At 69.1% G+C, this 25368-nt stretch carries 21 protein-coding genes; 10 read left to right on the top strand and 11 right to left on the bottom strand.

The window, feature by feature from the left end; all coding sequences use genetic code 11:
- Positions 1–888 carry a copper homeostasis membrane protein CopD gene (copD, locus tag ACN6O8_RS08760; RefSeq protein ID WP_427990663.1) on the top strand — a complete coding sequence of 296 codons (888 nt, stop codon included), beginning with the start codon at positions 1–3 and terminating at the stop codon, positions 886–888.
- Between the two features lie 56 nt (positions 889–944).
- Here copD and ACN6O8_RS08755 read toward each other — a convergent pair whose 3' ends face one another.
- The 7 genes from ACN6O8_RS08755 to ACN6O8_RS08725 all read right to left on the bottom strand — a co-directional run bounded on the left by ACN6O8_RS08755 (position 945) and on the right by ACN6O8_RS08725 (position 8482).
- Complete coding sequence (locus tag ACN6O8_RS08755; protein WP_427990662.1) at positions 945–1658, bottom strand: glutamine amidotransferase; 714 nt, start codon at positions 1656–1658, stop codon at positions 945–947.
- Between the two features lie 121 nt (positions 1659–1779).
- Positions 1780–3150, bottom strand: a complete 1371-nt coding sequence (locus ACN6O8_RS08750; RefSeq protein ID WP_427990661.1) for an LLM class flavin-dependent oxidoreductase — start codon at positions 3148–3150, stop codon at positions 1780–1782.
- Positions 3151–3217: 67 nt separating this feature from the next.
- Positions 3218–4084, bottom strand: coding sequence for an ABC transporter ATP-binding protein (locus tag ACN6O8_RS08745; RefSeq protein WP_427990660.1), 867 nt, complete (start codon positions 4082–4084; stop codon positions 3218–3220).
- An 18-nt stretch (positions 4085–4102) separates the two neighbouring features.
- Positions 4103–4927 (bottom strand): ABC transporter permease, encoded by an 825-nt coding sequence (locus ACN6O8_RS08740; RefSeq protein WP_427990659.1) that lies wholly within the window; start codon positions 4925–4927, stop codon positions 4103–4105.
- On the bottom strand, positions 4924–5763 hold the full coding sequence (locus ACN6O8_RS08735) for an ABC transporter permease (protein WP_427990658.1): 840 nt from the start codon (positions 5761–5763) through the stop codon (positions 4924–4926). Before ACN6O8_RS08735 ends, ACN6O8_RS08740 begins: the two co-directional genes overlap by 4 nt.
- A gap of 13 nt (positions 5764–5776) precedes the next feature.
- The gene (locus ACN6O8_RS08730) at positions 5777–6871 is read right to left on the bottom strand and encodes an ABC transporter substrate-binding protein (protein ID WP_427990657.1); all 1095 of its coding nucleotides are present in this window, start codon (positions 6869–6871) and stop codon (positions 5777–5779) included.
- Positions 6872–6961: 90 nt separating this feature from the next.
- Positions 6962–8482 carry an amidohydrolase family protein gene (locus tag ACN6O8_RS08725; protein WP_427990656.1) on the bottom strand — a complete coding sequence of 507 codons (1521 nt, stop codon included), beginning with the start codon at positions 8480–8482 and terminating at the stop codon, positions 6962–6964.
- A 295-nt stretch (positions 8483–8777) separates the two neighbouring features.
- Between ACN6O8_RS08725 and ACN6O8_RS08720 the strand changes: the two genes are divergently transcribed.
- The 6 genes from ACN6O8_RS08720 to ACN6O8_RS08695 all read left to right on the top strand — a co-directional run bounded on the left by ACN6O8_RS08720 (position 8778) and on the right by ACN6O8_RS08695 (position 17334).
- A complete protein-coding gene (locus ACN6O8_RS08720) occupies positions 8778–9176 on the top strand; it encodes a DUF2946 family protein (protein ID WP_427990655.1) in 399 nt (132 codons plus the stop codon).
- Between the two features lie 90 nt (positions 9177–9266).
- Entirely contained in the window at positions 9267–11366 is a 2100-nt protein-coding gene (locus ACN6O8_RS08715; protein WP_427990654.1) for a TonB-dependent copper receptor, read from the top strand.
- Between the two features lie 187 nt (positions 11367–11553).
- Positions 11554–12057, top strand: a complete 504-nt coding sequence (locus ACN6O8_RS08710) for a sigma-70 family RNA polymerase sigma factor (protein WP_241052424.1) — start codon at positions 11554–11556, stop codon at positions 12055–12057.
- On the top strand, positions 12044–13030 hold the full coding sequence (locus ACN6O8_RS08705) for a FecR family protein (protein ID WP_427990653.1): 987 nt from the start codon (positions 12044–12046) through the stop codon (positions 13028–13030). Before ACN6O8_RS08710 ends, ACN6O8_RS08705 begins: the two co-directional genes overlap by 14 nt.
- A 162-nt stretch (positions 13031–13192) precedes the next feature.
- Positions 13193–15574, top strand: coding sequence for a TonB-dependent siderophore receptor (locus ACN6O8_RS08700; protein ID WP_427990691.1), 2382 nt, complete (start codon positions 13193–13195; stop codon positions 15572–15574).
- A gap of 86 nt (positions 15575–15660) precedes the next feature.
- A complete protein-coding gene (locus tag ACN6O8_RS08695) occupies positions 15661–17334 on the top strand; it encodes an NAD(P)/FAD-dependent oxidoreductase (RefSeq protein WP_427990652.1) in 1674 nt (557 codons plus the stop codon).
- Positions 17335–17533: 199 nt separating this feature from the next.
- On the opposite strand, the gene chrA is transcribed toward ACN6O8_RS08695, so the two are convergent.
- The 4 genes from chrA to ACN6O8_RS08675 form a co-directional block, all read right to left on the bottom strand.
- Positions 17534–18916, bottom strand: coding sequence for a chromate efflux transporter (gene chrA, locus ACN6O8_RS08690; RefSeq protein WP_427990651.1), 1383 nt, complete (start codon positions 18914–18916; stop codon positions 17534–17536).
- Entirely contained in the window at positions 18913–19857 is a 945-nt protein-coding gene (locus tag ACN6O8_RS08685) for a chromate resistance protein ChrB domain-containing protein (protein ID WP_427990650.1), read from the bottom strand. The genes chrA and ACN6O8_RS08685 overlap by 4 nt, the downstream gene beginning before the upstream one ends.
- A 145-nt stretch (positions 19858–20002) precedes the next feature.
- Positions 20003–20482 (bottom strand): universal stress protein, encoded by a 480-nt coding sequence (locus ACN6O8_RS08680; RefSeq protein WP_427990649.1) that lies wholly within the window; start codon positions 20480–20482, stop codon positions 20003–20005.
- Between the two features lie 11 nt (positions 20483–20493).
- Entirely contained in the window at positions 20494–21330 is an 837-nt protein-coding gene (locus ACN6O8_RS08675; RefSeq protein WP_427990648.1) for a universal stress protein, read from the bottom strand.
- 280 nt (positions 21331–21610) lie between these two features.
- Here ACN6O8_RS08675 and ACN6O8_RS08670 point away from each other — a divergent pair, with 280 nt between their 5' ends.
- From ACN6O8_RS08670 to ACN6O8_RS08660, 3 genes are read left to right on the top strand one after another with little or no spacing between them, the layout of a single operon-like run.
- Positions 21611–22036: a universal stress protein gene (locus tag ACN6O8_RS08670; RefSeq protein WP_427990647.1), complete on the top strand. Its 426-nt coding sequence runs from the start codon at positions 21611–21613 to the stop codon at positions 22034–22036.
- A gap of 52 nt (positions 22037–22088) precedes the next feature.
- A complete protein-coding gene (locus ACN6O8_RS08665; protein ID WP_427990646.1) occupies positions 22089–22952 on the top strand; it encodes a L,D-transpeptidase in 864 nt (287 codons plus the stop codon).
- A complete protein-coding gene (locus ACN6O8_RS08660) occupies positions 22949–25333 on the top strand; it encodes a phosphoketolase family protein (RefSeq protein ID WP_427990645.1) in 2385 nt (794 codons plus the stop codon). The genes ACN6O8_RS08665 and ACN6O8_RS08660 overlap by 4 nt, the downstream gene beginning before the upstream one ends.
- Positions 25334–25368 lie beyond the last annotated feature (35 nt).

Below are 25368 nucleotides of genomic sequence, written 5' to 3'. Positions count from 1 at the left end.
ATGGACACGTTGTGGGTCGTGTTCGCGCTGTGTCGGGCCGTCAGCGCCGGCGCGGCGGCAGTGCTGTTCGGCGCCAGCGCCATGCTGGCGCTGGGCGGTTCGCCACGCCTGGGCCGGGCGGCGGAAACGGCGCTGCGGCCAGCCCTGCTGCGTCTGGGCGCGGTAGGGCTGGTGGCCACGCTATGTCTGCTGCCCTTGCAGGCCGCCAGCATCGCGGGCGACTGGCGCGCGATGCTGGATGGCGACCTGTTGGACACGGTGACCCAGCAAACGCGTTACGGCCAGGCCTGGACGGTGCGCGCGCTGTGCGCGGCGGCCGTGCTGGGCGTGGCGCTGGGATTGCGGCCGGGCCGGCCGTCATGGCTGGCCGCGCCCGCCGCGCTGGCCTTGGCGCCGCTGGCGTTCAGCGGCCACGCGGCCATGCACGAAGGCGGGTGGGGCTTGGCGCATGCGCTCAACGACTATCTGCATGGTTTGGCGGCGGCGTTCTGGCTGGGGTCGCTGCCGGTGTTCCTGCTGTGGCTGGCGGCCTGGCAGCGGCCGCAAGACCGCGCCGAGGCCACGCGGGCGTTGTTGCGGTTTTCCGCCTGGGGCCATGTGGCCGTGGTGGTCTTGCTGTTGAGCGGCGTGGCCAACGCGCTGCTGATCCTGGGGCCGGCGCTGCCGCATCCGGGGGCAGCCTATGTGCGCGTGCTGGTGCTCAAGGTCGCGCTGGCCTTGGCGATGACCGCCTTGGCCCTGGCCAACCGCTACCGCTGGATCCCGCGCATCCGCAATCAGCCGGACCTGGCCCTGCGCGCCATCCGACGCAACACCGCCTGCGAGCTGGCGCTGGGCGCCACGGTGCTGGTCGTGGTCGGGGCGTTGGGGTTGATGCCGCCATCGTAGCCGGCCACCGGCCTGGCCGCGCCGCGCCGTCGGGACGCGGCGGGGAGGGGCACGGCTCAGCAGGCCGCCGCGAAAGCGCGCAGGATGCCCAACGCGTGCGGCGTGGGCGCCAACGCGGCGCGCAGGGCGGCGACGTCGTGGCCTTCGGCCGCCAGGAAGTCCTGACGCCGCGCCAGGCACGCGTCCATCAGGGCGGCGGTGAATTCGGGGTGGAACTGCACCGACAGCGCGCGCGGGCCGTAGCGCAGGATCTGGTGCGGATCGTGGGCGCTGGCGGCCAGCACGGTGGCGCCGGCCGGCGGCCGCAGCACGCTCTGTTCGTGCGTCAGGTGGGCCGCGAAACGCGCGGGCAGATCCGCCAGCAGCGGGTCGGCCGCGGCGGCGGGCAGGCGCGTGACCGCATGGCGCCCGATCTCGCGGCCGCGCGGGTGGTAGTCGACCACGCCGCCGAAGGCATGGGCCATGAGCTGGTGGCCGTAGCAGATGCCGAGCAGCGGCAACTGGGCCTGGCGCGCGAGGCGCAGCCACTGCGCGGTGCGCTCGCTCCAGGGTTCGCGGTCGGTGACCATGGCCCAGGAGCCGGTCAGCACCGCGCCGCGCAGCGCGGCCGGTTCGGGCAGGGGCTGGCCGGCGGCCGGATGGATCACCGTCAGCGGCGCGTCGACGCCCGCCAGGGCCGCCGTGACCCAATCGGCCTGTTCGCCATGGGTGGCGCGCAGGTCTTCGGGCGGTCGGCCCATTTGCAGGATGGCTAGCGGTCGATGAGGCATGGCGGTGGTGGAATCGGCGGCGCCCGGTCGCGCCCCGCGCAATGATGAGGCCGGCGCGGCCATTCATCAATAGCCGGGGACGGCGATCTGCTATGAGCGGGATTGATATCGGGCCGGCGCCTCAGGACACGGCCGCTTCGGCTTGCGGGACGGACGCTGGCGCCACGGCGCGGTGCGCCGGCCGCGCCAGGCCCAGGTGCTGGCGCAGCGTGGCGCCGCTGTATTCCGTGCGGAACAGGCCGCGGCGGCGCAGTTCGGGCAGCGCCAGTTCGATGAAATCGTCCAGCCCGCCGGGCAGCCACGGCGACATGATGTTGAAGCCGTCCGCGCCGCCTTCCTCGAACCATTGCTGCAACTGGTCGGCCACGCTTTGCGGCGTGCCGATGACCTGCTGGTGGCCGCGCGCGCCGGCGATGCGCAGGTAGAGCTGGCGGATGGTCAGGTTGTCGCGCCGCGCCAGGTCGATCAGCAACTGCTGGCGGCTTTTGCCGCCGTTGGTCTCCGGGATGTCGGGCAGGGGCCCGTCGACCGGATACCCCGACAGGTCGAAGCCGCCGATCATGTTGGACAGCAGTTGCACCCCGACCACCGGGTGGATCAGGTCCTGCAGGCGCGCGAACTTGTCTTCAGCCTCGGCCTGGCTGCGGCCGATCACGGGGAAGATGCCCGGCATGATCTTGATGGCGTCGGGATCGCGGCCGTATTCAACCGCGCGGCCCTTGATGTCGCGATAGAAAGCCTGGGCCTCGTCGAAGGTCTGGTGCGCCACGAAGATGACCTCGGCGGTGCGCGCCGCCAGGTCGCGCCCGGCGGGCGAGGCGCCGGCCTGCACCACCACCGGCCGGCCCTGCGGCGATCGCGATACGTTCAGCGGCCCGCGCACCGAGAAATGCTCGCCGCGATGGCGCAAAGGGTGCAGCTTGGCCGGATCGAAGTACTGGCCGCTGGGCTTGTCGCGCAGGAAGGCGTCGTCTTCCCAGCTATCCCACAGTCCCAGCACCACGTCGTGGAACTCGGCGGCGCGGGCGTAGCGGCGGGCGTGTTCGACGTGCTCGTCCAGGTTGAAGTTCTGCGCCTCGCCCTGGCCGCTGGAGGTCACCAGGTTCCAGCCCGAGCGGCCGCCGCTGATGTGGTCCAGCGAGGCGAACTTGCGCGCCACGTGGTAGGGCTCGTTGTAGGTGGTGGAGACGGTGGCGATCAGGCCGATTTTCTCGGTCACGGCGGCCAGCGCCGACAGCAGCGTCAGCGGCTCGAAATGGTCGCTGCGGGCGGTGCGCGACAGCGACGCCAGGTCGGTGTTGCGCACGCCGACCGAGTCGGCCAGGAAAATGGCGTCGAACTTGGCGGCCTCGGCGCGCCGCGCCAGTTCGACGTAGTGGCGGAAGTTGACCGGCGCGTCGGCCTGGGCGTCGGGATGGCGCCAGGCGGCGATGTGGTGGCCGGTCTGCATCAGGAAGGCGCCGAGCTTGATCTGGCGCGGGGAACGGGTCATGGGGCTGACTCCAGCAAGGGGGGAGATGGCAGCGCGGCGCGCGCCGCCGGGAAGCGCAACGCGGGCCTCACCAGGCCATGCGCAGCGAGGCCAGCGACGGCAGCGCGGGCACGCCGCCCTGGGCCTGCGCGCCCAAGGGCGGGCTGTCGTCGGCGGGCGCGCCGTCCGGCTCCAGGAAGTCGGACAGCACATCGTCGCGCAGACGGATGAAGCGCGGATCGCTGCGGTTGCGGGCATGCGGCAGCGGCACATCGACGATGCGGCGGATGCGCCCCGGGCGCGGCTGCATGATCACCACCCGGTCGCCCAGGTAGACCGCCTCCTCGACGTCGTGGGTCACCAGGATCATGGTGATGCGCTCTTTCTGCCAGATGCGTTGCAGCTCGGTCTGCAACCGGGCGCGGGTCAGCGCGTCGAGCGCGCCGAAGGGTTCGTCCAGCAGCAGCACGCGCGGCCGGTTGACCAGGCCGCGCGCGATCGCCACGCGCTGCGCCATGCCGCCCGAGATCTGGTGCGGATACGACTGTTCGAAGCCTTCCAGCCCCACCAGGGCGACGTGCTCGGCCACGCGTTCGCGCTTTTCGGCGCTGGAGATGGCGGCGTTGCGCAGCCCCACGGCGATGTTCTGCGCCACTGTCAGCCACGGGAACAGGCGGTGGTCCTGGAACACGATGCCGCGTTCCGGCCCGGTGCCGCGCACCGGCTCGCCGCCCAGCGTGATGGCGCCCTCGAAGCGGTCGTCCAGCCCCAGGACGAGGCGCAGCAGGGTCGATTTGCCGCAGCCGCTGGCGCCGACGATGGAAACGAACTGGCCGGCGGGGATGTCCAGGTCCACGCCCGTGAGCACTTGCAGCACGCCGCCCTCGGCCTGGGCGCTGGGATAACGCTTGCCGACCGCCTGCAGTGACAGGTCCAGCGAAGTAGGTTGAGTCATGCCTGAGTTTTCCTGCGGTTATTGGTCCTGGCCGCGCAAGCGCGCGAGCCGGCGTTCGGCCACGCGGGCCAGGGCATTCATGAGCCAGCCGATCACCCCGACCACGAACATGCCGAAGATCACCAGATCCATCTGGAAATGCTCGCTGCCCTCGATCAGCAGGTTGCCGATGCCGACGCCCGCCACCAGCAGGTATTCGGCGCCGATGGTGGCCAGCCAGGAATAGATCAGCGCCAGGTAGACGCCGGTGAAGATGGCGGGCGCGGCGGCCGGCAGCACCACTTGGGCGAAGGTTTGCCAGCGCGTGTAGCCATACACCCGCGCCACCTCCAGCAGCTTGGGCGGCGTATTGCGCACGCCGTCGCAGGTGTTGACCACCACCGGCACCAGCGCGGCCAGCGACAGGAACACCACCTTGGCGGTATCACCCAGTCCGAACCACACCGAGATCAGCGGAATCCAGGCGAACAGCGAGATCTGCTTGAAGGTGTTGAAGCTGGGGCCGACCAGGCGGTTGAACAGCGGCGACAGGCCCAGCAGCACTCCCAGCAGCAGCCCGGCGACGGTGCCGATGGCGAACCCGGTGAGTTCGCGCCCCAGGCTGGCGCCGAGCGCGCGCCACAGCTTGCCGCCGGCGATCTGGTCGGCGGCGGTGGCCAGCACCTTGCCAGGCGAGACCAGCAGGGCCGAGTTGACCAGGTCGGCGCGGGCCAGCAGCCACCACAGCGCAATGGCGGCGGCGGGCAGCACCAGGCCGCGCCAGCGGCCGCCGCCGCGCACGGCCAGCGGTTGCGCCAGCGCCAGCTCGGCGGCGTCGCGGGACAACGGCGTGGGCGTGCTCATGGCCGCACCTGCGCGGTGGCGGCGTGGCGGCGGCCGTGGATCAGGCGCGTTTCGGCCCCGTCCAGCAGCCGGTCGATGGCGTAGCCGATGGCGCCCACCACGATCACCGCGGCCATCACCAGGTCCAGTTGGAACAACTGCCGGCCGTAGACGATGAGGTAGCCCAGGCCTTCGCTGGACGCCACCAGTTCCACCACCACCAGCGACAGCCAGGCCTTGGTGAAGCCCAGCCGTAATCCGGTGAACAGCGTCGGCAGGGCCAGCGGCACGACCACTTCCAGCACCTCCTGGCGCCGGCTGTAGCCGTAGACCCGCGCCACTTCGCGCAGCGCCGGGCTGGCCTGGCGAAAGCCCTGCAAGGTGTTGAGCGTGACCGGCACCAGCGCCGCCTTGGCGATCAGGATGTACTTGAGCGGCTCGCCGATGCCGACGATCAGCAGCACGAACGGCAACCACGCCAGCACCGGGATCTGCACCAGCGCGTTGAAGGTCGGCAGCACGTAGGCTTCGAGGCGGCGCGACAGGCCCATGGCCGTGCCCAGCAGCAGGCCCAGCAGGCTGCCCAGCGCGAATCCGACCAGTACCCGTTGCAGGCTGGCGCGCGTGTTCAGCCACAGGTCGCCGCTGGTGGCCAGGTCGCGCAGGGTGTCCCAGACGAAGGCGGGCGGCGGCAGCACCTGGGGCGAGATCCAGCCCTGGCTGGCGCCGCTCTGCCACAGCGTCAGCAGGGCCAGCGGCAGCAGCCAGGGCGCGGCGCTCCAGGCCGCCTGGCGCGCCCAGGCCGGCAGCGGGGCAGGGCGTGGCAAGGCGGAGGAGGAAAGCGATGACAAGGCCATGGCGCCGCTCCCGTCAGCGCGCGGCGGCCTGGGCCGGGCCAGCCACCGGCTTGCCGGCGGCGTCGAACGCGGTCCAGTAGCGCTCCAGCCCCTGGGTCTTGAGCGCGTGTTGCAGATAGCGCGGTTCGAACCAGCCGTCCAGCGAGACTTCGCGGCGGATCAGCTTGAGCTTGGCGGCATCGGCCACCACCGCCTGGTAGCGGGCGATGATGAAGTCGTCGATCAGCGGCGAGTTGCGCGCGGCCAGGTCCTGCTTGTCGAACTCGGCTGCCCAAGAGGCGTAGGGCACGCCGCTCTGTTCCCAGATCTTGAACAGGGCGTCGCGGTTCTTCTCGTCGGACGACCACTGCGCGGCGCGCACGAACACGTCCACCACCTTCTGCACCTGGGCCGGATTCTCGCGCTCGAAGTCCTCGCGCACCAGCAGCGAGGCCTGGCGGGTGTAGGCCGGGTCCTGGCCCTGGGTGCTGTAGATGACCTTGGCCAGGCCCTGGTCGCGCACCTTGAACCACTCGTAGCCGCCGAAGGCCGCGTCCACGCCGTTGGACACCAGCGCCGCCTGGGCGCTGCCGGCGTCCAGGTTGACGCCCTTGATGTCGCGCTCGGCCAGCCCGTGCGCGGCCAGCACGTTGATCGCCACCAGGTGGCCGTTGGTGCCGCGGAAGATCGACACCTTGCGGTCCTTCAGGTCCTCGATGGACTTGAGCGGGGAGTTGGGCGGCGCCACCAGGTACAGGTTGTTGCGCGCGCCGCTGACCAGCAGCAGCTTGGTCTTCAGGCCGTTGGCGCGGCCCACCACCTGCGGCAGGTCGCCCTGGTAGGCGAAGTCGATCTGCTTGTTCGACAGCGCCTCGTTGACGGCCGGGCCGGCGCCCTTGAAGAACAGCCATTCGACCTTGACGCCATCGGCGGCGAAGGCCTGTTCCAGCCACTGGTTGACGCGCACCACGCCGCCCGGCGAGCCGCCCCAGGTGATCGGGTCGCCGCCGCCGGCGGTGGCCACGCCGACGCGGATGACGTCGGCCCCCCGGGCGCTGCCGCCCCACGCCGCCAAGGCCGCCAGGCCCAGCGCGGCAACGCGTTTACTCAGAATCATCAATGACTTCATGCGCATGCTCATTCAGGAAAGGGTCGGGCCCGCCGGCCGCCGCCATGTCGGCGGCCGGCGGATAACAACGGACAGGCAAGCCAGGCAGGATCAGGCCGCCGCGCGCACCGGCGCGGCCAGCTTGCGCTCGATGGCGGTGCCCTGGAAGAAGGCCGGGTTGGCCTCGGTGTAGAAGCGGTAGGGGTTGCCGAACACCAGCGCCTTGAAGTCCTCGGCGCTGATCACGCCTTGCTCGACCAGGTCCCAGCTTTCGGCCAGCGGCGCGGTCAGGTCGGGCACATCCCAGTGACCGATGTCGGAGGACCAGATGGCGTTGATCTTCGCGCCCAGCGGGTTGACCTTGTCGTTGAAGGCCGCCGCCACGGTGCGGTCGTCGGCTTCCGAGCCGAAATAGAAGCTGTCGACCCAGCGCTTGCGGATGTCCTCGGCCGATTCGATGCCGGCGGCGGCGAAGTCGTCCAGCTCGTCCGGATGCGGGTCGCGGCTGTGCGGCAGGGCCGAGATGCCCAGGCTGTCGCGCAGCAACTGCTGCGGATCGATGTCGCGGCCGCGGATGAAATCGGCGCCGTAGCGCTGGAACAGCTCGTGCAGCAGCGCCACGTCGGCGTTGGCCGGGTTGTAGTTCTGCACCGCGACGCGGTTGCGTTTTTCCCAGCGGTCCACCAGGTGGGTGTAGACGTGCGAGCCCCAGTCGGCGCCGCCCTCCAGCAACGCCACGCGCAGATTCGGAAAGCGCCGCGTGACGCCGCCGAAGAACAGCGCCTTGGCGAAGGCCTGCGAGCCATCGGCGAAGTGGCCAATGTGGTTGAACATGTAGTTGCTGATGGACTGGCGGCCGGTCCAGCCCTGGCTGCCGTAATGCGTGGTGACCGGCACGCCCAGCTCGACCACCTTGGCCCAGAACGGGTCGTAGTCGTATTCGCTGTCGATGCCGTAGAAGTCGATGTAGCTGGCGTGCTTGGCGATCTCGGGATGGTCGGCGGCGGGATACTTGCGCGCGATCGCCTTGATCGGCCGTTTGACGCCGCCGGCGATGTTGATGACCTTCAGGCCCAGCGTCTTGACCGCGAACTCCAGTTCCTCGATGCCTTCCTGCGGCGTGTTCAGCGCAATGCCGGCCACCGGCGTCAGGCGGTCGCTGTATTTACGGTACTGGTCGGCGTGGAAATGGTTGATGGCGCGGTGCAGCGGCTGGCGGAATTCATCGCCCGCGGCCAAGGGCGCCAGCACGTCGTTGGGGAACAGCACGGAGTAGTCCGCGCCTTGCTCGGCCAGGCGCTCGTTGAGCAGCTCGGGCAGAGTGTAGGTGGCCAGATCCAGCGTGTTGCGCGTGACCCGCGCCCACCAGGGCGAGCGCAGGGTGCGGTTGTCGTGGCGCTCGGCGGGCGTCTGCTGGTACCAGTCCTTGCCGCCGCTCTTGGTGGCAAAGCGCGAGCCCAGCGCCTTGCGCAAGGCATCCACCAGCTTGCCGCCGCCGTAGTGTTGGACATAGTCCTCCAGGACCGGCGCGTAGTCGTTGACGTGCACGTCGGTGTCGATCACCGGGTAGTCCAGGGTCGCCTTGACGGCGGCGGACCGTGACGCTTGGCTGGGGGGCAAAGGCTGGTTCATGCTGGCGCTCTCCGTAGGTCATGTCGCGAGGCGCAGGGGAAGTCCCTGCTTGCCAGGCAAACATTACGGGAGCGCCGCGCGGCGCCCAACGAAGGATTGGTTGTTTAGTTGTGCGTCATGACCAAATAACCAACCACGGCGCTCAGTGGCTTGGGCGCGCCGTCCCACGAGCAAATGGCGAACGGCAAGGGCGGGGATTGCGGGGCTCGGGCCTTTCCGAGCGTCCTGCAGCGCTTGGCGCGGCCCTTTTCGCGCCGGGGTGCGTGCTACCATCCGCCACTTCAAGAGGATGCGAATGCCTACAGGTGCCCTTGTCCGCAGACGCTGGACCGCGCTGGCCGCGGCGTTCCTGTTCGTCTTTCAGGCGCTGATCGCATCGGCCGCGCTGGCCGGGCCCGGCGGCGCTCCCGGCGCCACCACCATCATCTGCACCGCCAGCGGTCCGCGCGTGGTCACGCTGGACGCCGACGGCGGCGTCGCGCAGGCTGCGCAGCAGCACAGCGGCGCCTTGCCGCATTGCTGCCTGGCCGGCTGCGCCATGCTGGGCGGCGCGCCGTTGCCCGGGCTGGCGGTGCTGGCCTGGCTGTTGCCCGGCACGCCGCAGGTGCTGCCGGCGGCCACCATCGATATCCATTTCTCCAGCGCGCAGGCGCGGTTGCCGCGGCAGCCGCGCGCGCCGCCGCTGTTGGTCTGAACCCTGGTTTTCCCATTTTTTCGCTGGCGCGCCTCGATGCGGCCCGTGCGGTCGCGCGCGCGTCCAGCCTGTTCAGATCCAGAGAATCCCATGCGCAAGAAAAAGGAAATCCTGCGGGTCAGTTGCCTGGCGACAGCCTTGGCCGCGTCGTTCCCCGCCTGGCCCCACAGCGTCGATGCCGACGGCATCACCGTCACCGACCCGGTGGTCATCACCGGCGTGGCGCCAAGCGCGCCGCTGACCTTCACCACCGACCCGAAGCTCCCGCGCCAGCCACTGCCGGCCAGTGACGGCACCGACTACCTCAAGACCATCCCCGGCTTTTCCGCGATCCGCAACGGTGGCACCAATGGCGATCCCGTGCTGCGCGGCATGTTCGGCTCGCGCCTGAACATCCTGACCAACGGCACCTCCATGCCCGGCGCCTGCCCGGCGCGCATGGACGCGCCCAGTTCCTACATCGCGCCCGAGAACTTCGACAAGCTGACCGTGATCAAGGGGCCGCAGACCGTGCTGTGGGGGCCGGGCGCGTCGGCCGGCACCATCCGCTTTGACCGCGACACGCCGCGCTTCGCCGAACCCGGCGTGCGCTTCGATGGCAGCCTCGTGGGCGGATCAAACGGCCGCAACGACCAGGCGGCCGACCTGACGGTCGGCAACGACAAGGTCTACACCCGCATCACCGCCAACCACTCGCATGCCCAGGATTACAAGGACGGCGACGGCAACAAGGTGCCGTCGCGCTGGGACAAGTGGAACGCCGACCTGGCGCTGGGCTTTACGCCCGACGCCGACACGCGCTACGAGCTGACCGCCGGCACCGGCGACGGCAACGCGCGCTACGCCGGACGCGGCATGGACGGCTCACAGTTCAAGCGCGAAAGCTTCGGCCTGCGCTTGGAAAAGCGCAACCTGGGCGGCGTGCTGGACAAGCTGGAGGCCCAGCTCTACTACAACTACGCCGATCACGTGATGGACAACTACACGCTGCGCGCGCCCGACCCGCACGGCATGATGCCGATGGCGATGGCCTCGAACGTGGACCGCGCCACCTGGGGCGGGCGCATCGCCGGCACCTGGAACCTGACGCCGGACCTGAGCCTGGTGACCGGCCTGGATTTCCAGCAGAGCCGCCATCGCGCGCGCAGCGGCACCGACCTGGTTTCATACCGCTCGCAAAGCTGGGTCAAGGACGCCAGCTTCGCCAACACCGGCGTTTTCGGCGAACTGACCTGGCACGCCACCGACGACAGCCGCGTCATCGGCGGCGCGCGGGTGGACTGGGCCTCGGCCAAGGATTTTCGCCGCGACAATGGCGCGATGATGATGGCGATGCCCAACCCGACGGCCGGCCAACGCCGCAACCAGACGCTGCCCAGCGGCTTCCTGCGCTATGAGCGGGATCTGGCCGACCTGCCGGCCACCGTGTACATCGGCCTGGGCCACGCGGAGCGGTTCCCGGACTATTGGGAACTGTTTTCGCCCAAGCAAGGGCCGGCCGGCTCGGTCAACGCGTTTCGCGGCGTCAAGCCGGAGAAGACCACGCAGCTCGATTTCGGCGCGCAGTACAAGACCGAAACCCTGGATGCCTGGCTGTCGGGCTATGCCGGCTACGTCAACGACTTCATCCTGCTCGACTATGCCGCGGGCGGCATGGGCGGTATGGGCGGCATGGGCGGTATGCACGGCGGCCATGGCGGCTCGACGCAGGCCCGCAACATCGACGCCCGCATTGCCGGCGGCGAGCTGGGGCTGTCGTCTCAGGTGGCCCCGCGCTGGAAGCTGGGCGCGACCCTGGCGTATGCCTGGGGCCAGAACCGCAGCGACGGCCGCGCATTGCCGCAGATGCCGCCGCTGGAAGCCCGGCTCAGCGCCGCCTACGATGACGGCACCTGGTCGGCTGGCGCCCTGTGGCGGGTGGTGGCGGCGCAGCGCCGCTACGCCTTGAATCAGGGCAACGTGGTGAGCAAGGACTTCGGCCCCAGCGCCGGGTTCGGGGTGTTCTCGCTCAACGGCGGCTACGCGGTCAGCAAGCGGGTCAAGGTGTCGCTGGGCGTGGACAACCTGTTCAACAAGACCTACGCCGAACACCTGAACCTGGCCGGCGACGCGGGCTTCGGCTTTGCCGCCAACACCGCCTTCAACGAACCCGGACGCACCGTCTGGGCGCGCCTGAGCTTCAAGTACTGAGCGCCGTCCGGACTCGCTTGAGGCGACGGTCCGGCCCGGCGCATCGCTTAGAGCCACGCCCGCGCGTTTTGCGAAAAGCGGTGTGCCGGGCCGCCATGCCGGCCGGCATGGCCGGCGGGGCGGGGCGATGGGGTTTGTTTATGAAAATGGAAACCATTATCATGCATGCCTCCGTCGATTGCGCTTCATGTCATTGCGTCCGTCCCGTCCCTCCGGCTTCCTGGCCTATTACGAAGAGCTGCTCGCGGTCTGGACCCGCAAGCTGGGCTGCCGGGATGCCGCGCGCGACCTGGCCCACGACGCGCTGGTGAAGTGCCTGGAAACAGACCCGGCCCAGGTGGCGCAGCCGCGCGCCTATCTGCACCAGGCCGCGCGCAACGCGGCCGTCGACCAGTTCCGCCGCGACGGCGGGCAGGAATGGGTGCCGCTTGATACCATTGCCGACCACGCCAGCCCCCTGGGCGACCCGATGGCTCAGGCGCGCACCGGCCAGTTGGGCCAGGCGCTGGAAGCGGCGCTGGCGGAACTGCCGCTCAAGTGCCGCCAGGTGTTTGTCTGGCAGCGGCTGGAGGGCCTGACGCAGGCCGAGATCGCCGAGCGCATGGGGTTGAGCAAGAACATGGTCGAGAAATACATGATCCGTACCGCCTTGCATCTGCGGGAGCGGCTGGGGGCGTATGCGCCCAACTGACGCCGCCTCGCCCGTGGGCGCCGGGCTCCAAGCCGGCGCCCACGCCATCCGCGCCGAAGCGGCGCGCTGGTTTGCGCGCGCCCATTGCGGCCAGTGGGATGCCGCGCAGGAACAGGCGCGCGCCGACTGGCTGGCCGCCGATCCACGCCATGCCTATGAGTACCGCCTGCTGGAATCGATCTGGCAGGCGGCCGATGCCGTCGCGCCCGAGCGCCTGCGCGCCCTGGCCGAAGCGCCGCGCCGGACGGCTCATTCCGGGCGCCGCGCCGCGCTGGCCTTGAGCCTGGGCGCCGCGATCATTGCGGCCGGCGGCTGGGCCTGGTGGCCGCGCGGCGCGGGCTGGGTCGAATACCGGACGCAGGTTGGCGAACTGCGCAGCGTGGCGCTGCCCGATGGTTCGCGCGCTGAATTGAACAGCCGTAGCCACCTGCGCGTGCGTTTCGACGACGCCGAGCGGCGCGTGGCGCTGATCGAAGGGGAGGCGCTGTTCTCGGTCGAGAAAAACGCCGGCCGCCCGTTCGTGGTGGACGCTGGCCTGGGCACCGCGACCGTGACCGGCACGCGTTTCGACGTGCGCCGCGACGCCGAGCAGGTGCGGGTGCTGGTGGCGTCCGGTTCGGTCAAGGTGGCGGGCGCGCATGACGCGGCGGCGGTGCCGGTCGCGGCCGGGCAGGGCGTGCGCATCGGCGCGGCCGGGCAGGCCGACCGGGTCGAGCCCGTCGACGTGGCGGCGACGCTGGCCTGGCGCGACGGCCAGATCCGCTTCAGCGATACCGACCTGGCCAGCGCGGCGCGCGAAGTGTCGCGCTACCGGCAGCATCCGGTCGCGCTGGGGCCGGGGGTGGCGCATCTGACGGTGACCAGCGTGTTCCAGACCCGCGACACCGATGCTTTCCTGACCGCCTTGCCGCACATCCTGCCGGTGCGGGTGCGGCAGTTGCCGGACGGCCGCAGTGAAATCTTGGCGCGTTGACGCGGTTACAAAATAGTCCGGCGGCGCATTCAGGTTTTTTCGCCGTATTGCGTCTTCTTCCTGATTCCGTGGGGCATGGGGCCCACCGAGCACGGAGCAGGAGCAGAAGCTGTGGTTCACAAGAAAATGGAACAAGGCGCGCCGCTGGCCGCGCGCCTGACGATGGCCGCGATCGCGGTATTGCTGGCGTTCGGCCCGGGGATGGCCGGCGCGCAGGCGACGGCGCCCGTCGCCATCGATATGCCGGCGCAGTCGCTCGACCAGGCGCTCAAGCGGCTGGCGCAGGCGCATGGCCTGCAGATCTTCTATGCGCCGCAGACCGTGGCGGGCATGCAGGCGCCGGCGTTGTCGGGATCGATGACGCCGCAACAGGCGCTGGCGGCCCTGCTGCGGGGCAAGCCGCTGCGGCTGCGCCAGGAAGGCTCGGCCACCATCATCGAACCCGAGGCGGCCAGCGGCGGCGCCACGGTGCTGGCGCCGATCGAGGTCAGCGGCTCGCGCACCGCCAGCAACCTGGTGAGCCCGGTGCAGCAGACCATCGTGCTGGAGCGCGACGCCTTGCAGGAATTGCGGACCGGCTCGGACAGCCTGGCCACGGTGCTGGCCAAGACCGTGCCGGGCATGGCCGATTCCAGCCGCACCATGACCGACTATGGCCAGACGCTGCGCGGGCGTGGCGTGCTGGTGCTGGTGGACGGCATTCCGCTGAACACCAATCGGGATTCCTCGCGCAATCTGGCCAATATCGATCCGGCCACCATCGAGCGCGTCGAGGTGCTGCGTGGCAGCAGCTCGATCTATGGCGCCGGGGCCACCGGCGGCATTGTCTCGATCACCACCCGGCCGGCCGGCGGCGAGCCGGTGGCCGAGACCACCGTGACCGCCGTCAGCCCCTTGAGCCGGCTGAACTCGGACGGGCTCGGCGGGCAACTGCAGCAGTACTTCGCCGGCAGCCAGGGCATGCTCGATTACGCGCTGGATCTGGGCGCGCGCCACAACGGCGCCTCCTATGACGCGCGCGGCCGCCGCATCGCGCCCGAGCCCAGCCAGGGCGACCTGTTCGACTCCAATATCTACAGCCTGGGCGGCAAGCTGGGCCTGCGGCTGGACGACAAGCAGCGCCTGCAATTGTCGGCCAGCTATTACAACGCCAATCAGAATTCCGACTACACCTCCGATCCCTCGGTCGGCAGGCTGCCGCCCGGCACGGCGCGCGCGCTGCCGATGAGCGGCCTGGACCTGGCCGACCAGAACCAGATCCGCAACACCCTGGTGAACCTGGAGTACCAGCACCTGGATCTGCTGGGCAGCAAGCTCACGGCGCAGATGTACTACCGCGACTACTACACGCGTTTCACGCCGTTCGATGCGCGCGCGGTGGTCACGCGCGGCAGCAATGTGGACCAGGTGATGCAGAACACCAAGGTGTTCGGCAGCCGGCTCACCATCGATACGCCGCTGGGCGAGCAATCGAAGCTGCTGTGGGGCGTGGACTTCAACCAGGAACGCAGCGACATGCCAATCGATGTGTTCGACGCGGCCGCCTACGACACCAGCGGCGGCCGGGTGTTCCGCAAGACCGGGCGGCTGACCTACATGCCTGAACTGACCACGCGCAGCACCGGCCTGTTCGGCCAGTTGGAGCACCGGTTCAATGAGCAATGGTCGGTGCAGGGCGGGGCGCGTTATGAATACGCCACCGCCCGGTTCGGCGATTTCGTGCCCCTGTCGCAGTCGCGGGTGGCGTCGCCGGCCTCGGTGCGGGGCGGCTCGGTCACTTACGACGCCTTCCTGTTCAACGCCGGCCTGGCCTACGCGCCGGTCCGTGGCCAGGAGCTGTACGCCAACTTCAGCCAGGGTTTCCAGTTGCCGGACATCGGCGTGCAGATGCGCAACGCGCGGCCGGGCTTTGACATCGGCTCGTCGGACCTGCAACCGGTCAAGACCAACAACTACGAGCTGGGCTGGCGCGGCGGCGTCGGTAACACGACCGCATCGCTGGCGCTGTTCTACACCACCTCCAAGCTGGGCGACGTGCAGAGCTTCAACAACGGCCTGATCCTGACGCGCACCGAGGAGCGCATCCACGGCATCGAGGCGACGGTGGACTACCTGACCGACGACGAGAAGTGGGGCACGGGCGGCACGCTCACCTGGATGAAGGGGCGCGAGCGTCCGGCCGACGGCGCCTGGCGCGACATGACCGGCTACCGCATCCCGCCGCTCAAGCTCACCGCCTATCTGCAATACCGGCCCAACGAGCGCTGGAGCAACCGCATCCAGGCCAATTACTTCGGCGCCCGCGATTACCGGCTGGACGGGGTGGAGGGCTTCGGCCGGCGCGACGTCAGCAGTTACTTCACGGTGGACCTGATGAGCCGCTACCAGTTCACCCCCAAGGATACGTTGGTGGTGGGCGTCGAAAACCTGTTCAACCGCGACTACTACCCGCTCTACAGCCAGTTGATGCGCACCAGCACCAACACCAGCCGGCTGCCGGCGGCGGGCACGGTGTTGACGCTGACTTACCAGCACCGCTGGTAAGCCGCGGGGCAGGCGGGGAGGGGCCGGCGGCGTGTTTTAATACGCGCTTTACGCGCCCTTGAACCCTGACACGGTTCCGCTGCCTCATGTTGCGCCTGACTGAAATCATTCTGCCCCTGTCGACCTCCCAGGACGACATCGACGCCACCCTGCGCGCCGTGGCCTGTAGCCGCCTGGGGATCGCCCCGGACGCCTTGCGCGCCCTGACCATCTTCCGGCGCAGCTACGACGCGCGCAAGCGCAGCGCGATCACGCTGACCTATTCCGTGGACGTCGAGGTGGCCGACGAGGCCGCCGTGCTCAAGCGCGTCGCCGGCCTGCGCACCGTGATGCCGACGCCACCCATGCAATACCAGTATGTCGGCCACGCGCCGGCCGACCTGCCCGAGTCCAGCCGTCCGGTGGTGATCGGTTTCGGCCCCTGCGGGCTGTTCGCGGCGTTGATCCTGGCCCAGATGGGGTTCCGCCCGATCATCCTGGAACGCGGGCGGGTGGTGCGCGAACGCACCAAGGACACCTGGGGACTGTGGCGCAAGAACACCCTGCGGCCCGAGTCGAACGTGCAGTTCGGCGAGGGGGGCGCGGGCACGTTCTCGGACGGCAAGCTTTCGACCCAGGTCAAGGATCCCAAGCACTATGGCCGCAAGGTGCTGCAGGAGTTCGTCGCCGCCGACGCGCCGCCCGAGATCCTGTACGTGAGCAAGCCGCACATCGGCACCTTCCGCCTGGTCAAGATGATTGAGCAGATGCGCGCGCAGATTGCCTCGCTGGGCGGCGAGTTCCGCTTCGAAAGCCGCGTCGATGACATCGAGATCGAGGCCGGCCGGGTGCGCGGCGTGCGCCTGGCCGGGGGCGAATTCATCGCCGCCAGCCACGTGGTGCTGGCGGTGGGCCACAGCGCCCGCGACACCTTCCGCATGTTGCACGCGCGCGGCGTGTACATGGAAGCCAAGCCGTTCTCGCTGGGTTTTCGCATCGAGCATCCGCAATCGGTGATCGACCGCGCCCGCTTCGGCCCCAGCGCCGGCCACCCCGTGCTGGGCGCGGCCGATTACAAGCTGGTGCACCATGCCGGCAACGGCCGCGCGGTCTACAGCTTCTGCATGTGCCCGGGCGGCACGGTGGTGGCCGCCGCGTCGGAACCGGGCGGGGTGGTCACCAACGGCATGAGCCAGTATTCGCGCAACGAGCGCAACGCCAACGCCGGCATCGTGGTGGGGATCGAGCCCAAGGACTTCCCGGGCATCGAGCAATCGCCGCTGGCGGGCATCGACTTCCAGCGCCACTGGGAAAAGCGCGCCTACGAACTGGGCGGCGGCGACTACAGCGCGCCGGCGCAACTGGTGGGCGACTTCCTGGCCGGCCGGCCCTCGACCGCGCTGGGCAGCGTGACACCGTCGTACAAGCCGGGGGTGCGCTTGACCGACCTGTCCGGCAGCCTGCCGGATTATGTGATCGCCGCCATCCGCGAGGCCTTGCCGGCGTTCGAACGGCAGATCAAGGGCTTTTCCATGCACGACGCCGTGCTTACGGGCGTCGAGACGCGCACTTCGTCGCCGCTGCGCATCACGCGCCGCGACGATTTCCAGAGCATGAACACGCTGGGGCTGTTTCCGGCGGGCGAGGGCGCGGGCTATGCCGGCGGCATCATGTCGGCCGCGATTGACGGCATGAAGGTGGCCGAAGCGGTGGCGCTGCACCTGCTGGGCAGAACCGATATCACCGGCGGCAACCGCCGGGGCGTCACGGACGATTACTAGGGCGCCCGCTGCGCGGCGCGCCCGGGTGCGGCGCTTGGCGCGCCATCGGCACCCGGAGCGGGAGCGCACCCCGCCGCCTGCCTGAAATACGCATAATGTGTATTATGTAAAGTAATGGATGGACGGAACATCGTCCGGCAGCTCGCGTGACCGGCCTGGAAATGGCGCCAGCAGTCCCCCGCTGCCTCATGATGCCGCCTCACAGGGCGAGCTTGAGCAGGAGGCCGACGCCGGCACAGGCCGTGATCACCTCGATCACCCCGCGCTTGAAGCGGAACAGCGCGGCCGCGGCGCCCAACGCAATCAGCGCCGAACCCCAGTCAAAAGGTCCGGCCAGCCCTTTCGGCCATAGAACGTGATAGCCGAAGAACACCGCCAGGTTCAGGATGACGCCCACGACGGCCGCCGTAATGGCGGTCAGTGGCGCGGTGAATTTCAAATCCTCTTTCGTGGCTTCCACCAATGGGCCGCCCGCGAAAATGAACAGGAATGACGGCAAGAACGTGAACCAAGTCACGATGGCGGCCGCGAGGGCGCCAGAGAGGAACATCTGCTCCGGCCCAAGCAGGCTGTGCGCGTATCCGCCGACGAATCCGACGAAGGCCACCACCATGATCAAGGGACCCGGGGTGGTTTCGCCGAGAGCCAGTCCATCGATCATCTGTATGGGCGCCAACCATCCGTAATGATCGACGGCCCCTTGGTAGATATATGGCAGCACGGCATATGCGCCGCCGAATGTCAGGTAGGCGGCCTTGGTGAAGAACCAGCCCATCTGGGTATAGGCGCCCTGCCAGCCGTAAATCGCCGCCAATACCGCCATTGGCGCGGCCCACAGCGCCACGCCAATGGCCACGATTCCGGCCAAGCGGCGCCAACGAAAACGGGCGTGTGCGGGCGAAGGTGTGGCGTCGTCAATCAATGCCGGGCCATAGCCTTGCGAATTCGAGCCATGACCCGCGCCCACATGGAAATACCGCGGCCATCGCTGGCCCCCAGCGAAGCCGACCAATGCCGCGATTGCAACAATCAGCGGGAACGGCCACCCCAGCGCGAAGATCGCAACGAACGCCGCCGCGGCAATGCTCCAGAGAATGGGGTTCTTCAGCGCGCGCGATCCGATGCGATTGGCGGCGTGCAGAACGATGGCGGTCACCGCCGGCTTGATGCCATAGAACAGGCCCGCAATGACGGGCACATCGCCCCAGGCGACGTAGACCCAAGACAGGCCAATCAGGATGAATAGCGACGGGAGGACAAACAGGCCTCCCGCGACGATCCCGCCCCATGTCCGATGCAGCAGCCACCCGATGTAGGTGGCGAGTTGCTGGGCTTCCGGCCCGGGCAGCAACATGCAGTAATTCAGCGCATGCAGGAATCGTCGTTCACTGATCCAGCGCCGGCGTTCCACCAGTTCAGTGTGCATGATCGCAATCTGCCCCGCCGGGCCCCCGAAACTGATGAACCCCAGCTTCAACCAGAACCACAGCGCCTGCCGGAAACTGACCGGCCCAGGGGGGGCGAGCGGCGTATCACGGGGCATGTCGGGAGGGGTGACGGTGTCCTCGATTGGCGTGCTCATGACCCGCCCTCCTTCTCGAAGCTGGCCAGGAGCCCATCGAACACGCCGCTGGCGATCGCCAGGAGCTGGTCGTCGTCCGCGATCGTTGCCCGCAGGCCGGCCAGGACCTGTTCCACCCCAGCGGCTTCCAGGGGCTGGACGCCACCGGCGTCCAGGAAGTGAACGATGGCGCCGAGCCGGTTCATGCCTTTGCTTTGCAAACCGAAGGCGGTGATCAGGTGCTCGAACGTTACCTTGGCCCCCACATGGGAAAACCTGGCGCCATCGAAGTCGAATCCCAGGGCGTGCTTCGGGCATTCGGCAGGTGAAGCGAGCCACAGGATGCGCGCATCCTCATCGATGCGGCGCCGGATCAACCAGGCGCTCGCCAGCCGGTCCACCCAGGGACGTGCGCGTGTCGCCCAGATCCGGCCGCGGAAGTCGTCGATACGCAATCGGGCGATGGTGCCGTCGGCGGCATGCGGTTCGTGCGGAGCGAGCGCGCGATTAGCGCCCTGCTCCAGTTCGAGTAACGCGGCATCGGCCTGGCGCTGCGCCTGCGCCGGGAAGAAGTCGATTTCGACAAGCTGCGCGTAGGTCTTGCGCAGTTTGCGCAATTGCTTCAACGTCGCCATCGCGGTATCGGGGGACAACGCTGCTTGCAGTGGCTCGACGCCCGTCTCGATCAACGCGCCGTAGTCCGCGGTTCGGTCGAAGCGTTCCCGCAGGCGCGCCGACTGGTCGTCCGAGAATTCCGTGTCGGCCAGATAGGCGGTCCCGCCGTTCTCTTGCACGTCATGCGCGATCGCATTCAAGGCTTCCCGGGTGCGGTCCCGCGCTGGCAAGAGATAGACGCCATCGCGTAGCACGGCGGCGCCGCATGACTTCAGTGCGCGCCAGGCACGCATGCGGGCGGTCGCGTTTTCGGTGGGTAGCGAAAGGATCAGGATCAACCAGCTCATCTGCGGGTCTGGCATTGAATATGTAGAGAAAACTACATATTTGTAGCGTACGCTTCATATTAGAAATACGCAACGGATTGCAGAGCGCGTGCGGGGCCGCCGCGCTCGATGAGTGGCGCACCATCGACGAATTCGGCGTTGCGGCTCAGGCGGCCCGCACCAGCAGCACGGGTACGGCGGCTTCGCGCACCACCGCTTCGGCGCAACTGCCCAGCAAGGCGCGCCCGACGCCGCGGCGCCCGTGCGTGCCCATCACGATCAGGTCGGCCGGCCAATTGCGGGCGATCCCCAGGATGCGCGCCTGGACCGGCAGGCCCAGATCGTCGTAAAGCACGGTCTCGACGGCCGCGCCGGCGGCGCTTGCGCGCGCGGCGGCCCGCGCCAGCATCTGCGCGCCGCCCTGGCGTAACTGGGTGATCAATTCGCCGGTGTAATAGCCCGCGTAGGGGTTGAACGCCATCGAAATGGACAGATCATCCAGGACGTGGATGACGCGAAGCGCGGCGTGCGAGAGCTTGGCCAGGGCGACGCCCTCGTCGAGCGCCCGATCCGACGCGTGGCTGCCGTCGATGGCCACCAGGATGCGCCGGGGCCCCGGATCCTGGGGCGGGCTCGCGGCTGTCATCGGTCGCCGCGCTAGTGCGAGAACAGCACCGGCACGGTCATCGCCGTCAGCAATGAGCGCGTGGCGCCGCCCAGGATCCATTGGCGCGCGCGGCTGTGTCCGTAGGCGCCCATAACGATGCAATCGGCGCCGAAATCCGCGGCGGTGTCCAGGATGACGTCGCCGATGTCCCCTGCCCGCGCGTCGCGGGTCTCCGATTCCAGCGGCGCAAAGCCGTGGCTGGCGCAATACGCCGCCAGGTCCTCGTAGGCCGCCTGGCGCGCGGGGTTCCCCGCGTCGGCGTCTTGCAGCGTCAGGGTGCGCAAGGCGACGGCGCTGCGCAGCAGGGGCGCGGCATCGGCCAGCGCGCGGGCCGCCTCGCGGCTGCCGTTCCAGCAATACAGCACGCGGCTGCCGACGGTCTCGAATTTGCCCACCGACGGCACCACGATAACGGGCCGTCCGGCGGCAAGCAGCGTCTGCGCCACGAAATCGTTGCCGGTGGCGGCCTCGATGTCGTAGACATTCTCCTGCCCGACGATTACCACATCCGAGTAGCGCGCATGGCGGGCCACGCAGTCGGCCGGCGTATCGTCGCCCTGCCGCCAGGAGACCGCCACGCCGGCCTGCGCGGCGGCCTGGCTGAACGCCTCCTGCACCGCCGCGCGTCCTTTGGTGTTGATTTCCTTGATGATGTCCATCGAGCGGGCCCAGAGGCCGCCTTCGTCGTAGAAATAGCCGGGCAGCATGTAGCTGGCGAATATGCCGGTGAGATGGGCGTCGTGCGCCTTGGCCATTTGCAGGGCCAGATCGATACGGCGTCTGCAATCGACGCCATTGTCCAGATGAACGGCGATGCGGCGGAACATGGCGGGTTCTCCCAGGAGAAGGCGCGGAGCGCGGAGCGCGGGCGTGGGGCACGCCGCGCGGGTCGATCGATCCTGCCATCTTGCGCCGCCGGCCGGGCCGGACGTTGACCTTTGTCAATTCCGGCACGGGCCGGCCGGCCCGGTGGGCGCGGGTGCGATCCGGCCGTGGCCGGGGCTGGGACAGAAAAAGCGCGCCGGCTTGACCCGCGTCAAGCGCCGCCGCGCCGGCGGCGCGATGATGAAACCCTGCCCTTCCCCCCCTTCCCCGCCAGGAGGCTTCATGAAAAACGTGCTTATTCCGGTCGACGGGTCGGCCAACTCGCTGCGCGCCGTGCGATATATGATCGACCATATCCGTGACCATGGCGTCTGCAACCTGCACCTGCTCAACGTGCAGTTGCCGATCGTTTCCGGCGCGGTGCTGGCGTTCGTGTCGCACGACATGATCCAGCAATACTACGAAGACGAAGCCAGGACGGCGTTGGCCGACGCCAGGGAAACCTTGGACAAGGCGGGCATCATGTATCAGTCGAGCCTGAAGGTGGGCAATATCGCCGAGTCCATCCGGTCGTACGCGGACGAGCACCAGTGCGACCACATCGTGATGGGGTCGCGCGGGCTGGGCGCCGCCGGCAGCCTGATGCTGGGCTCGGTGGCCCTGAAGTTGCTGCACACGGTGCATGTGCCGGTGGTGATGGTGAACTAGCGCCGCCGCCGTCGCGCCCAGACCGACGCCAACGCAGTACCGTGGAGGTTCCATGTTCGCGCTACGCAGTTCCGCAAGGCGGCAGGTCGCGCCGGGTTCCGGCCCGGGCCGGCGCATCGCGCTGGCCGGCCTGCTGTGGTTGCTGGCGGCCGGCGCCACGGCGCAGCCGCAACCGCTGGCGCCACAACCCTCGGTCGCGGACGTGGCGCGCGCGTTCGGCGAACAGGTCAGGCCGGTGCTGGCGCCGCCCATCGATGAGCAGACGCGCTACGGCGAGCTGGCGGCGCAGGCGCTGCGCGCGGCCGGCATCACGCCGCTGGGCCCGCAGTTCGTCATCATGGTGGATCGGAATCCCCAGGTACAGGCGGCGCTGCTGTATTGGATGGCGCAGCCGCCGGTTTTCCTGGGCGCCACGCCGGTGTCCACCGGTCGCGTCGGTCAGTTCGACCATTTCGAGACGCCCACGGGCGTGTTCAGCCACAGCCTGTCCAATCCCGACTTCCGCGCCGAGGGCACCCGCAACGCCAACGGCATCCTCGGCTATGGCGCCAAGGGCATGCGGGTCTACGACTTCGGCTGGCAAACCGCCGACAAGGGCTGGGGCGACCGCGCGCCCGCCACCATGCGCCTGCAGATGCACGCGACCGATCCGTACCTGCTGGAGCCGCGCCTGGGTACGGCGCAATCGAAAGGCTGCATCCGCATCCCCGCGACGTTCAACCGCCTGATCGATCGATTCGGGCTGCTGGATGCCGACTACGAACTGGCCGCCGCCCTGGTGGCGCCACCCTGGGTGCTGCTGCGCGATCGCGCGCCGGCGGCCGGCGCCGGCCGCTACCTGATCATAGTCGACACCGCCCGCGCCGCCCGCCCGGCCTGGGCGACGCCGGCCGGGCCCGAAAAAGGAAAACCATGACCTCCTCCGTGCCCTCCCATGCCGAGGTGGAGCGCCTGCATGCCTACTGGCAGGCCAGCAACTACCTGTGCGCGGGAATGCTGTACCTGCGCGCCAACGCCCTGCTGCGCCAGCCGTTGGCGCCGGCCCACATCAAGCGCCGGATCCTGGGGCATTGGGGCACCTGCCCCGGCCAGACGTTCACGCTGACCCATCTGAATCGCCTGATCCGCGAGCACGACCTGGATCTGATGTACGTGTGCGGGCCCGGTCACGGCGCCGCCGCGGTGCTGGCGCATGCCTATCTGGACGGCCACTATTCGGAACGCTATCCCGAATGCTCGCAGGACGAGGCTGGCATGACGCGCCTGTTCCAGCAGTTCTCGGCGCCGGGCGGCATCGGCTCGCACTGCGCGCCCCATGTACCGGGCTCGATCCACGAGGGCGGCGAACTGGGCTACAGCCTGGCGCACGCTTTTGGCGCCGCGTTCGACAATCCGGGGCTGATCGTGGCGGCCATGGTCGGCGACGGCGAGGCCGAAACCGGCGCGCTGGCCGCTTCCTGGCATGCCGGCCGGTTCCTGAACCCGGCGCGCGACGGGGCGGTGCTGCCCATTCTGCACCTGAACGGCTACAAGATCGCCAACCCGTCGCTGTTGGCGCGCATTCCGCAGGCCGAGCTGCGGGCGCTGTTCGAGGGCTACGGCTACCGCCCCTGCTTCGTCGAAGGCGACGACCCGCCCGCCATGCACCGGAAAATGGCGCGCGCGCTGGACCAATGCCTGGCGGAGATCCGCGCCATCCAGGCGCGCGCGCGTGGCGGCGAACGGCCGCGGATCCGCTGGCCCATGATCGTGCTGCGCACCCCGAAAGGCTGGACCGGGCCGCGCCTGGTCGACGGCCACGCGGTGGAAAACTCCTGGCGTTCGCACCAGCTCCCCCTGCCCGACCCCGCCGGCCGGCCGCAGGATCTGCGGGCGCTGGAGACCTGGATGCGCGGCTACCGGCCCGAGGCCTGGTTCGACGCGCATGGCGCGCTGGTGGCCGACCTGCGCGCGCTGGCGCCCGTTGGCGCGCGGCGCATCAGCGCCAACCCGCACGCCAATGGCGGCTTGCTGCGGCGGGCGCTGGACTTGCCTTGCCCCGAGGCATACAGCGAGCCGGTATTCACGCCCGCCGCCGTCGAGGCCTCGCCCACGCAACGGCTGGGCAACTATCTGCGCGACGTCATGCGCGCCAACCCCGACCGTTTCCGCCTGTTCGGGCCCGACGAGACCGCCAGCAACCGCCTGGCGGCGGTCTACGAGGCCAGCGGCAAGACCTGGATGGCGCGGCTGTTGGACAGCGATGCCGATGGCGGCCACCTGGCCGCCGATGGGCGGGTCATGGAAGTCCTGAGCGAACACCTGTTGCAGGGCTGGCTGGAAGGCTACACCTTGACCGGCCGGCATGGCCTGTTCGCCACCTACGAGGCCTTCGCGCATGTCATCGACTCGATGTTCAATCAGCATGCCAAATGGCTGGACAAGGCGCGCCATCAGGCGCCCTGGCGGGCGCCGGTGCCGGCGCTGAACCTGTTGCTGACGTCGGTGGTCTGGCGCCAGGATCACAATGGCTTCAGTCACCAGGATCCGGGGTTCCTGGACGTGGCGGCCAACAAGCATCCGGACGTGGTGCGCATTTACCTGCCGCCGGACGCCAACTGCCTGCTGAGCGTGACCGACCACTGCCTGCGCTCGGTCGGCTACGTCAACGTCATCGTCGCGGACAAGCAGCCCCACCCTGTCTACCTGGACGCCGCCGCGGCCGCGCGCCATTGCCAGGCCGGGGCCGGCGCCTGGGAGTGGGCCGGCACCCATGTGTCGGACGAGCCGGACGTGGTGCTGGCCTGCGCCGGCGATATTCCGACCCGGGAAGCGCTGGCGGCGGTGGCACTGCTGAGGTCGCGCTTCGGCGGGCTGAAGATGCGCTTGGTCAACGTGGTCGACCTGTTCACCCTGGCGCCGCAGACGGTGCATCCGCACGGCCTGTCCGAAGAGGCGTTCGACCGCCTTTTCACGCGCGACAAGCCGGTGATCTTCAATTTCCATGGCTATCCGGCCCTGATCCACCGCTTGTGCTACCGGCGCCGCAACCATGACAACTTCCACGTGCACGGCTACCGCGAGCAAGGCGACGTCAATACGCCATTCGAACTGGCCGTGCTCAACGGCATCGACCGCTACAGCCTGGCGCTCGACGTGCTGGCCCGCGTGCCGCGCCTGCACGCCTGTGGAGCCGCTGTCGGCGCGCAGTTGCTGGCGCGGCGCGACCAGCACGTGGCCTACGCGCGCGCCGAAGGCATCGATGCCGAGGAAGTGCGCCATGGTGGATGGCCGGCGCCTGATCCGGGGGGCGCTTGACTCCCGTCAAGGGCTACCGGCGGCGCGGGTCGATA

Origin of the sequence: Achromobacter sp. (assembly GCF_050285565.1) — a bacterium.
Lineage (GTDB): Bacteria > Pseudomonadota > Gammaproteobacteria > Burkholderiales > Burkholderiaceae_B > Achromobacter.
Note: the sequence above shows the minus strand (reverse complement) of the source record. Positions and strands in the feature narration are given on the sequence as shown.

Coding starts and splice junctions, on each gene's coding strand:
- copD (WP_427990663.1), top strand. CDS start 1: ATGGACACGTTGTGGGTCGTGTTCGCGCTGTGTCGGGCCGTCAGCGCC.
- ACN6O8_RS08755 (WP_427990662.1), bottom strand. CDS start 1,658: ATGCCTCATCGACCGCTAGCCATCCTGCAAATGGGCCGACCGCCCGAA.
- ACN6O8_RS08750 (WP_427990661.1), bottom strand. CDS start 3,150: ATGACCCGTTCCCCGCGCCAGATCAAGCTCGGCGCCTTCCTGATGCAG.
- ACN6O8_RS08745 (WP_427990660.1), bottom strand. CDS start 4,084: ATGACTCAACCTACTTCGCTGGACCTGTCACTGCAGGCGGTCGGCAAG.
- ACN6O8_RS08740 (WP_427990659.1), bottom strand. CDS start 4,927: ATGAGCACGCCCACGCCGTTGTCCCGCGACGCCGCCGAGCTGGCGCTG.
- ACN6O8_RS08735 (WP_427990658.1), bottom strand. CDS start 5,763: ATGGCCTTGTCATCGCTTTCCTCCTCCGCCTTGCCACGCCCTGCCCCG.
- ACN6O8_RS08730 (WP_427990657.1), bottom strand. CDS start 6,871: ATGAAGTCATTGATGATTCTGAGTAAACGCGTTGCCGCGCTGGGCCTG.
- ACN6O8_RS08725 (WP_427990656.1), bottom strand. CDS start 8,482: ATGAACCAGCCTTTGCCCCCCAGCCAAGCGTCACGGTCCGCCGCCGTC.
- ACN6O8_RS08720 (WP_427990655.1), top strand. CDS start 8,778: ATGCCTACAGGTGCCCTTGTCCGCAGACGCTGGACCGCGCTGGCCGCG.
- ACN6O8_RS08715 (WP_427990654.1), top strand. CDS start 9,267: ATGCGCAAGAAAAAGGAAATCCTGCGGGTCAGTTGCCTGGCGACAGCC.
- ACN6O8_RS08710 (WP_241052424.1), top strand. CDS start 11,554: ATGTCATTGCGTCCGTCCCGTCCCTCCGGCTTCCTGGCCTATTACGAA.
- ACN6O8_RS08705 (WP_427990653.1), top strand. CDS start 12,044: ATGCGCCCAACTGACGCCGCCTCGCCCGTGGGCGCCGGGCTCCAAGCC.
- ACN6O8_RS08700 (WP_427990691.1), top strand. CDS start 13,193: ATGGCCGCGATCGCGGTATTGCTGGCGTTCGGCCCGGGGATGGCCGGC.
- ACN6O8_RS08695 (WP_427990652.1), top strand. CDS start 15,661: ATGTTGCGCCTGACTGAAATCATTCTGCCCCTGTCGACCTCCCAGGAC.
- chrA (WP_427990651.1), bottom strand. CDS start 18,916: ATGAGCACGCCAATCGAGGACACCGTCACCCCTCCCGACATGCCCCGT.
- ACN6O8_RS08685 (WP_427990650.1), bottom strand. CDS start 19,857: ATGAGCTGGTTGATCCTGATCCTTTCGCTACCCACCGAAAACGCGACC.
- ACN6O8_RS08680 (WP_427990649.1), bottom strand. CDS start 20,482: ATGACAGCCGCGAGCCCGCCCCAGGATCCGGGGCCCCGGCGCATCCTG.
- ACN6O8_RS08675 (WP_427990648.1), bottom strand. CDS start 21,330: ATGTTCCGCCGCATCGCCGTTCATCTGGACAATGGCGTCGATTGCAGA.
- ACN6O8_RS08670 (WP_427990647.1), top strand. CDS start 21,611: ATGAAAAACGTGCTTATTCCGGTCGACGGGTCGGCCAACTCGCTGCGC.
- ACN6O8_RS08665 (WP_427990646.1), top strand. CDS start 22,089: ATGTTCGCGCTACGCAGTTCCGCAAGGCGGCAGGTCGCGCCGGGTTCC.
- ACN6O8_RS08660 (WP_427990645.1), top strand. CDS start 22,949: ATGACCTCCTCCGTGCCCTCCCATGCCGAGGTGGAGCGCCTGCATGCC.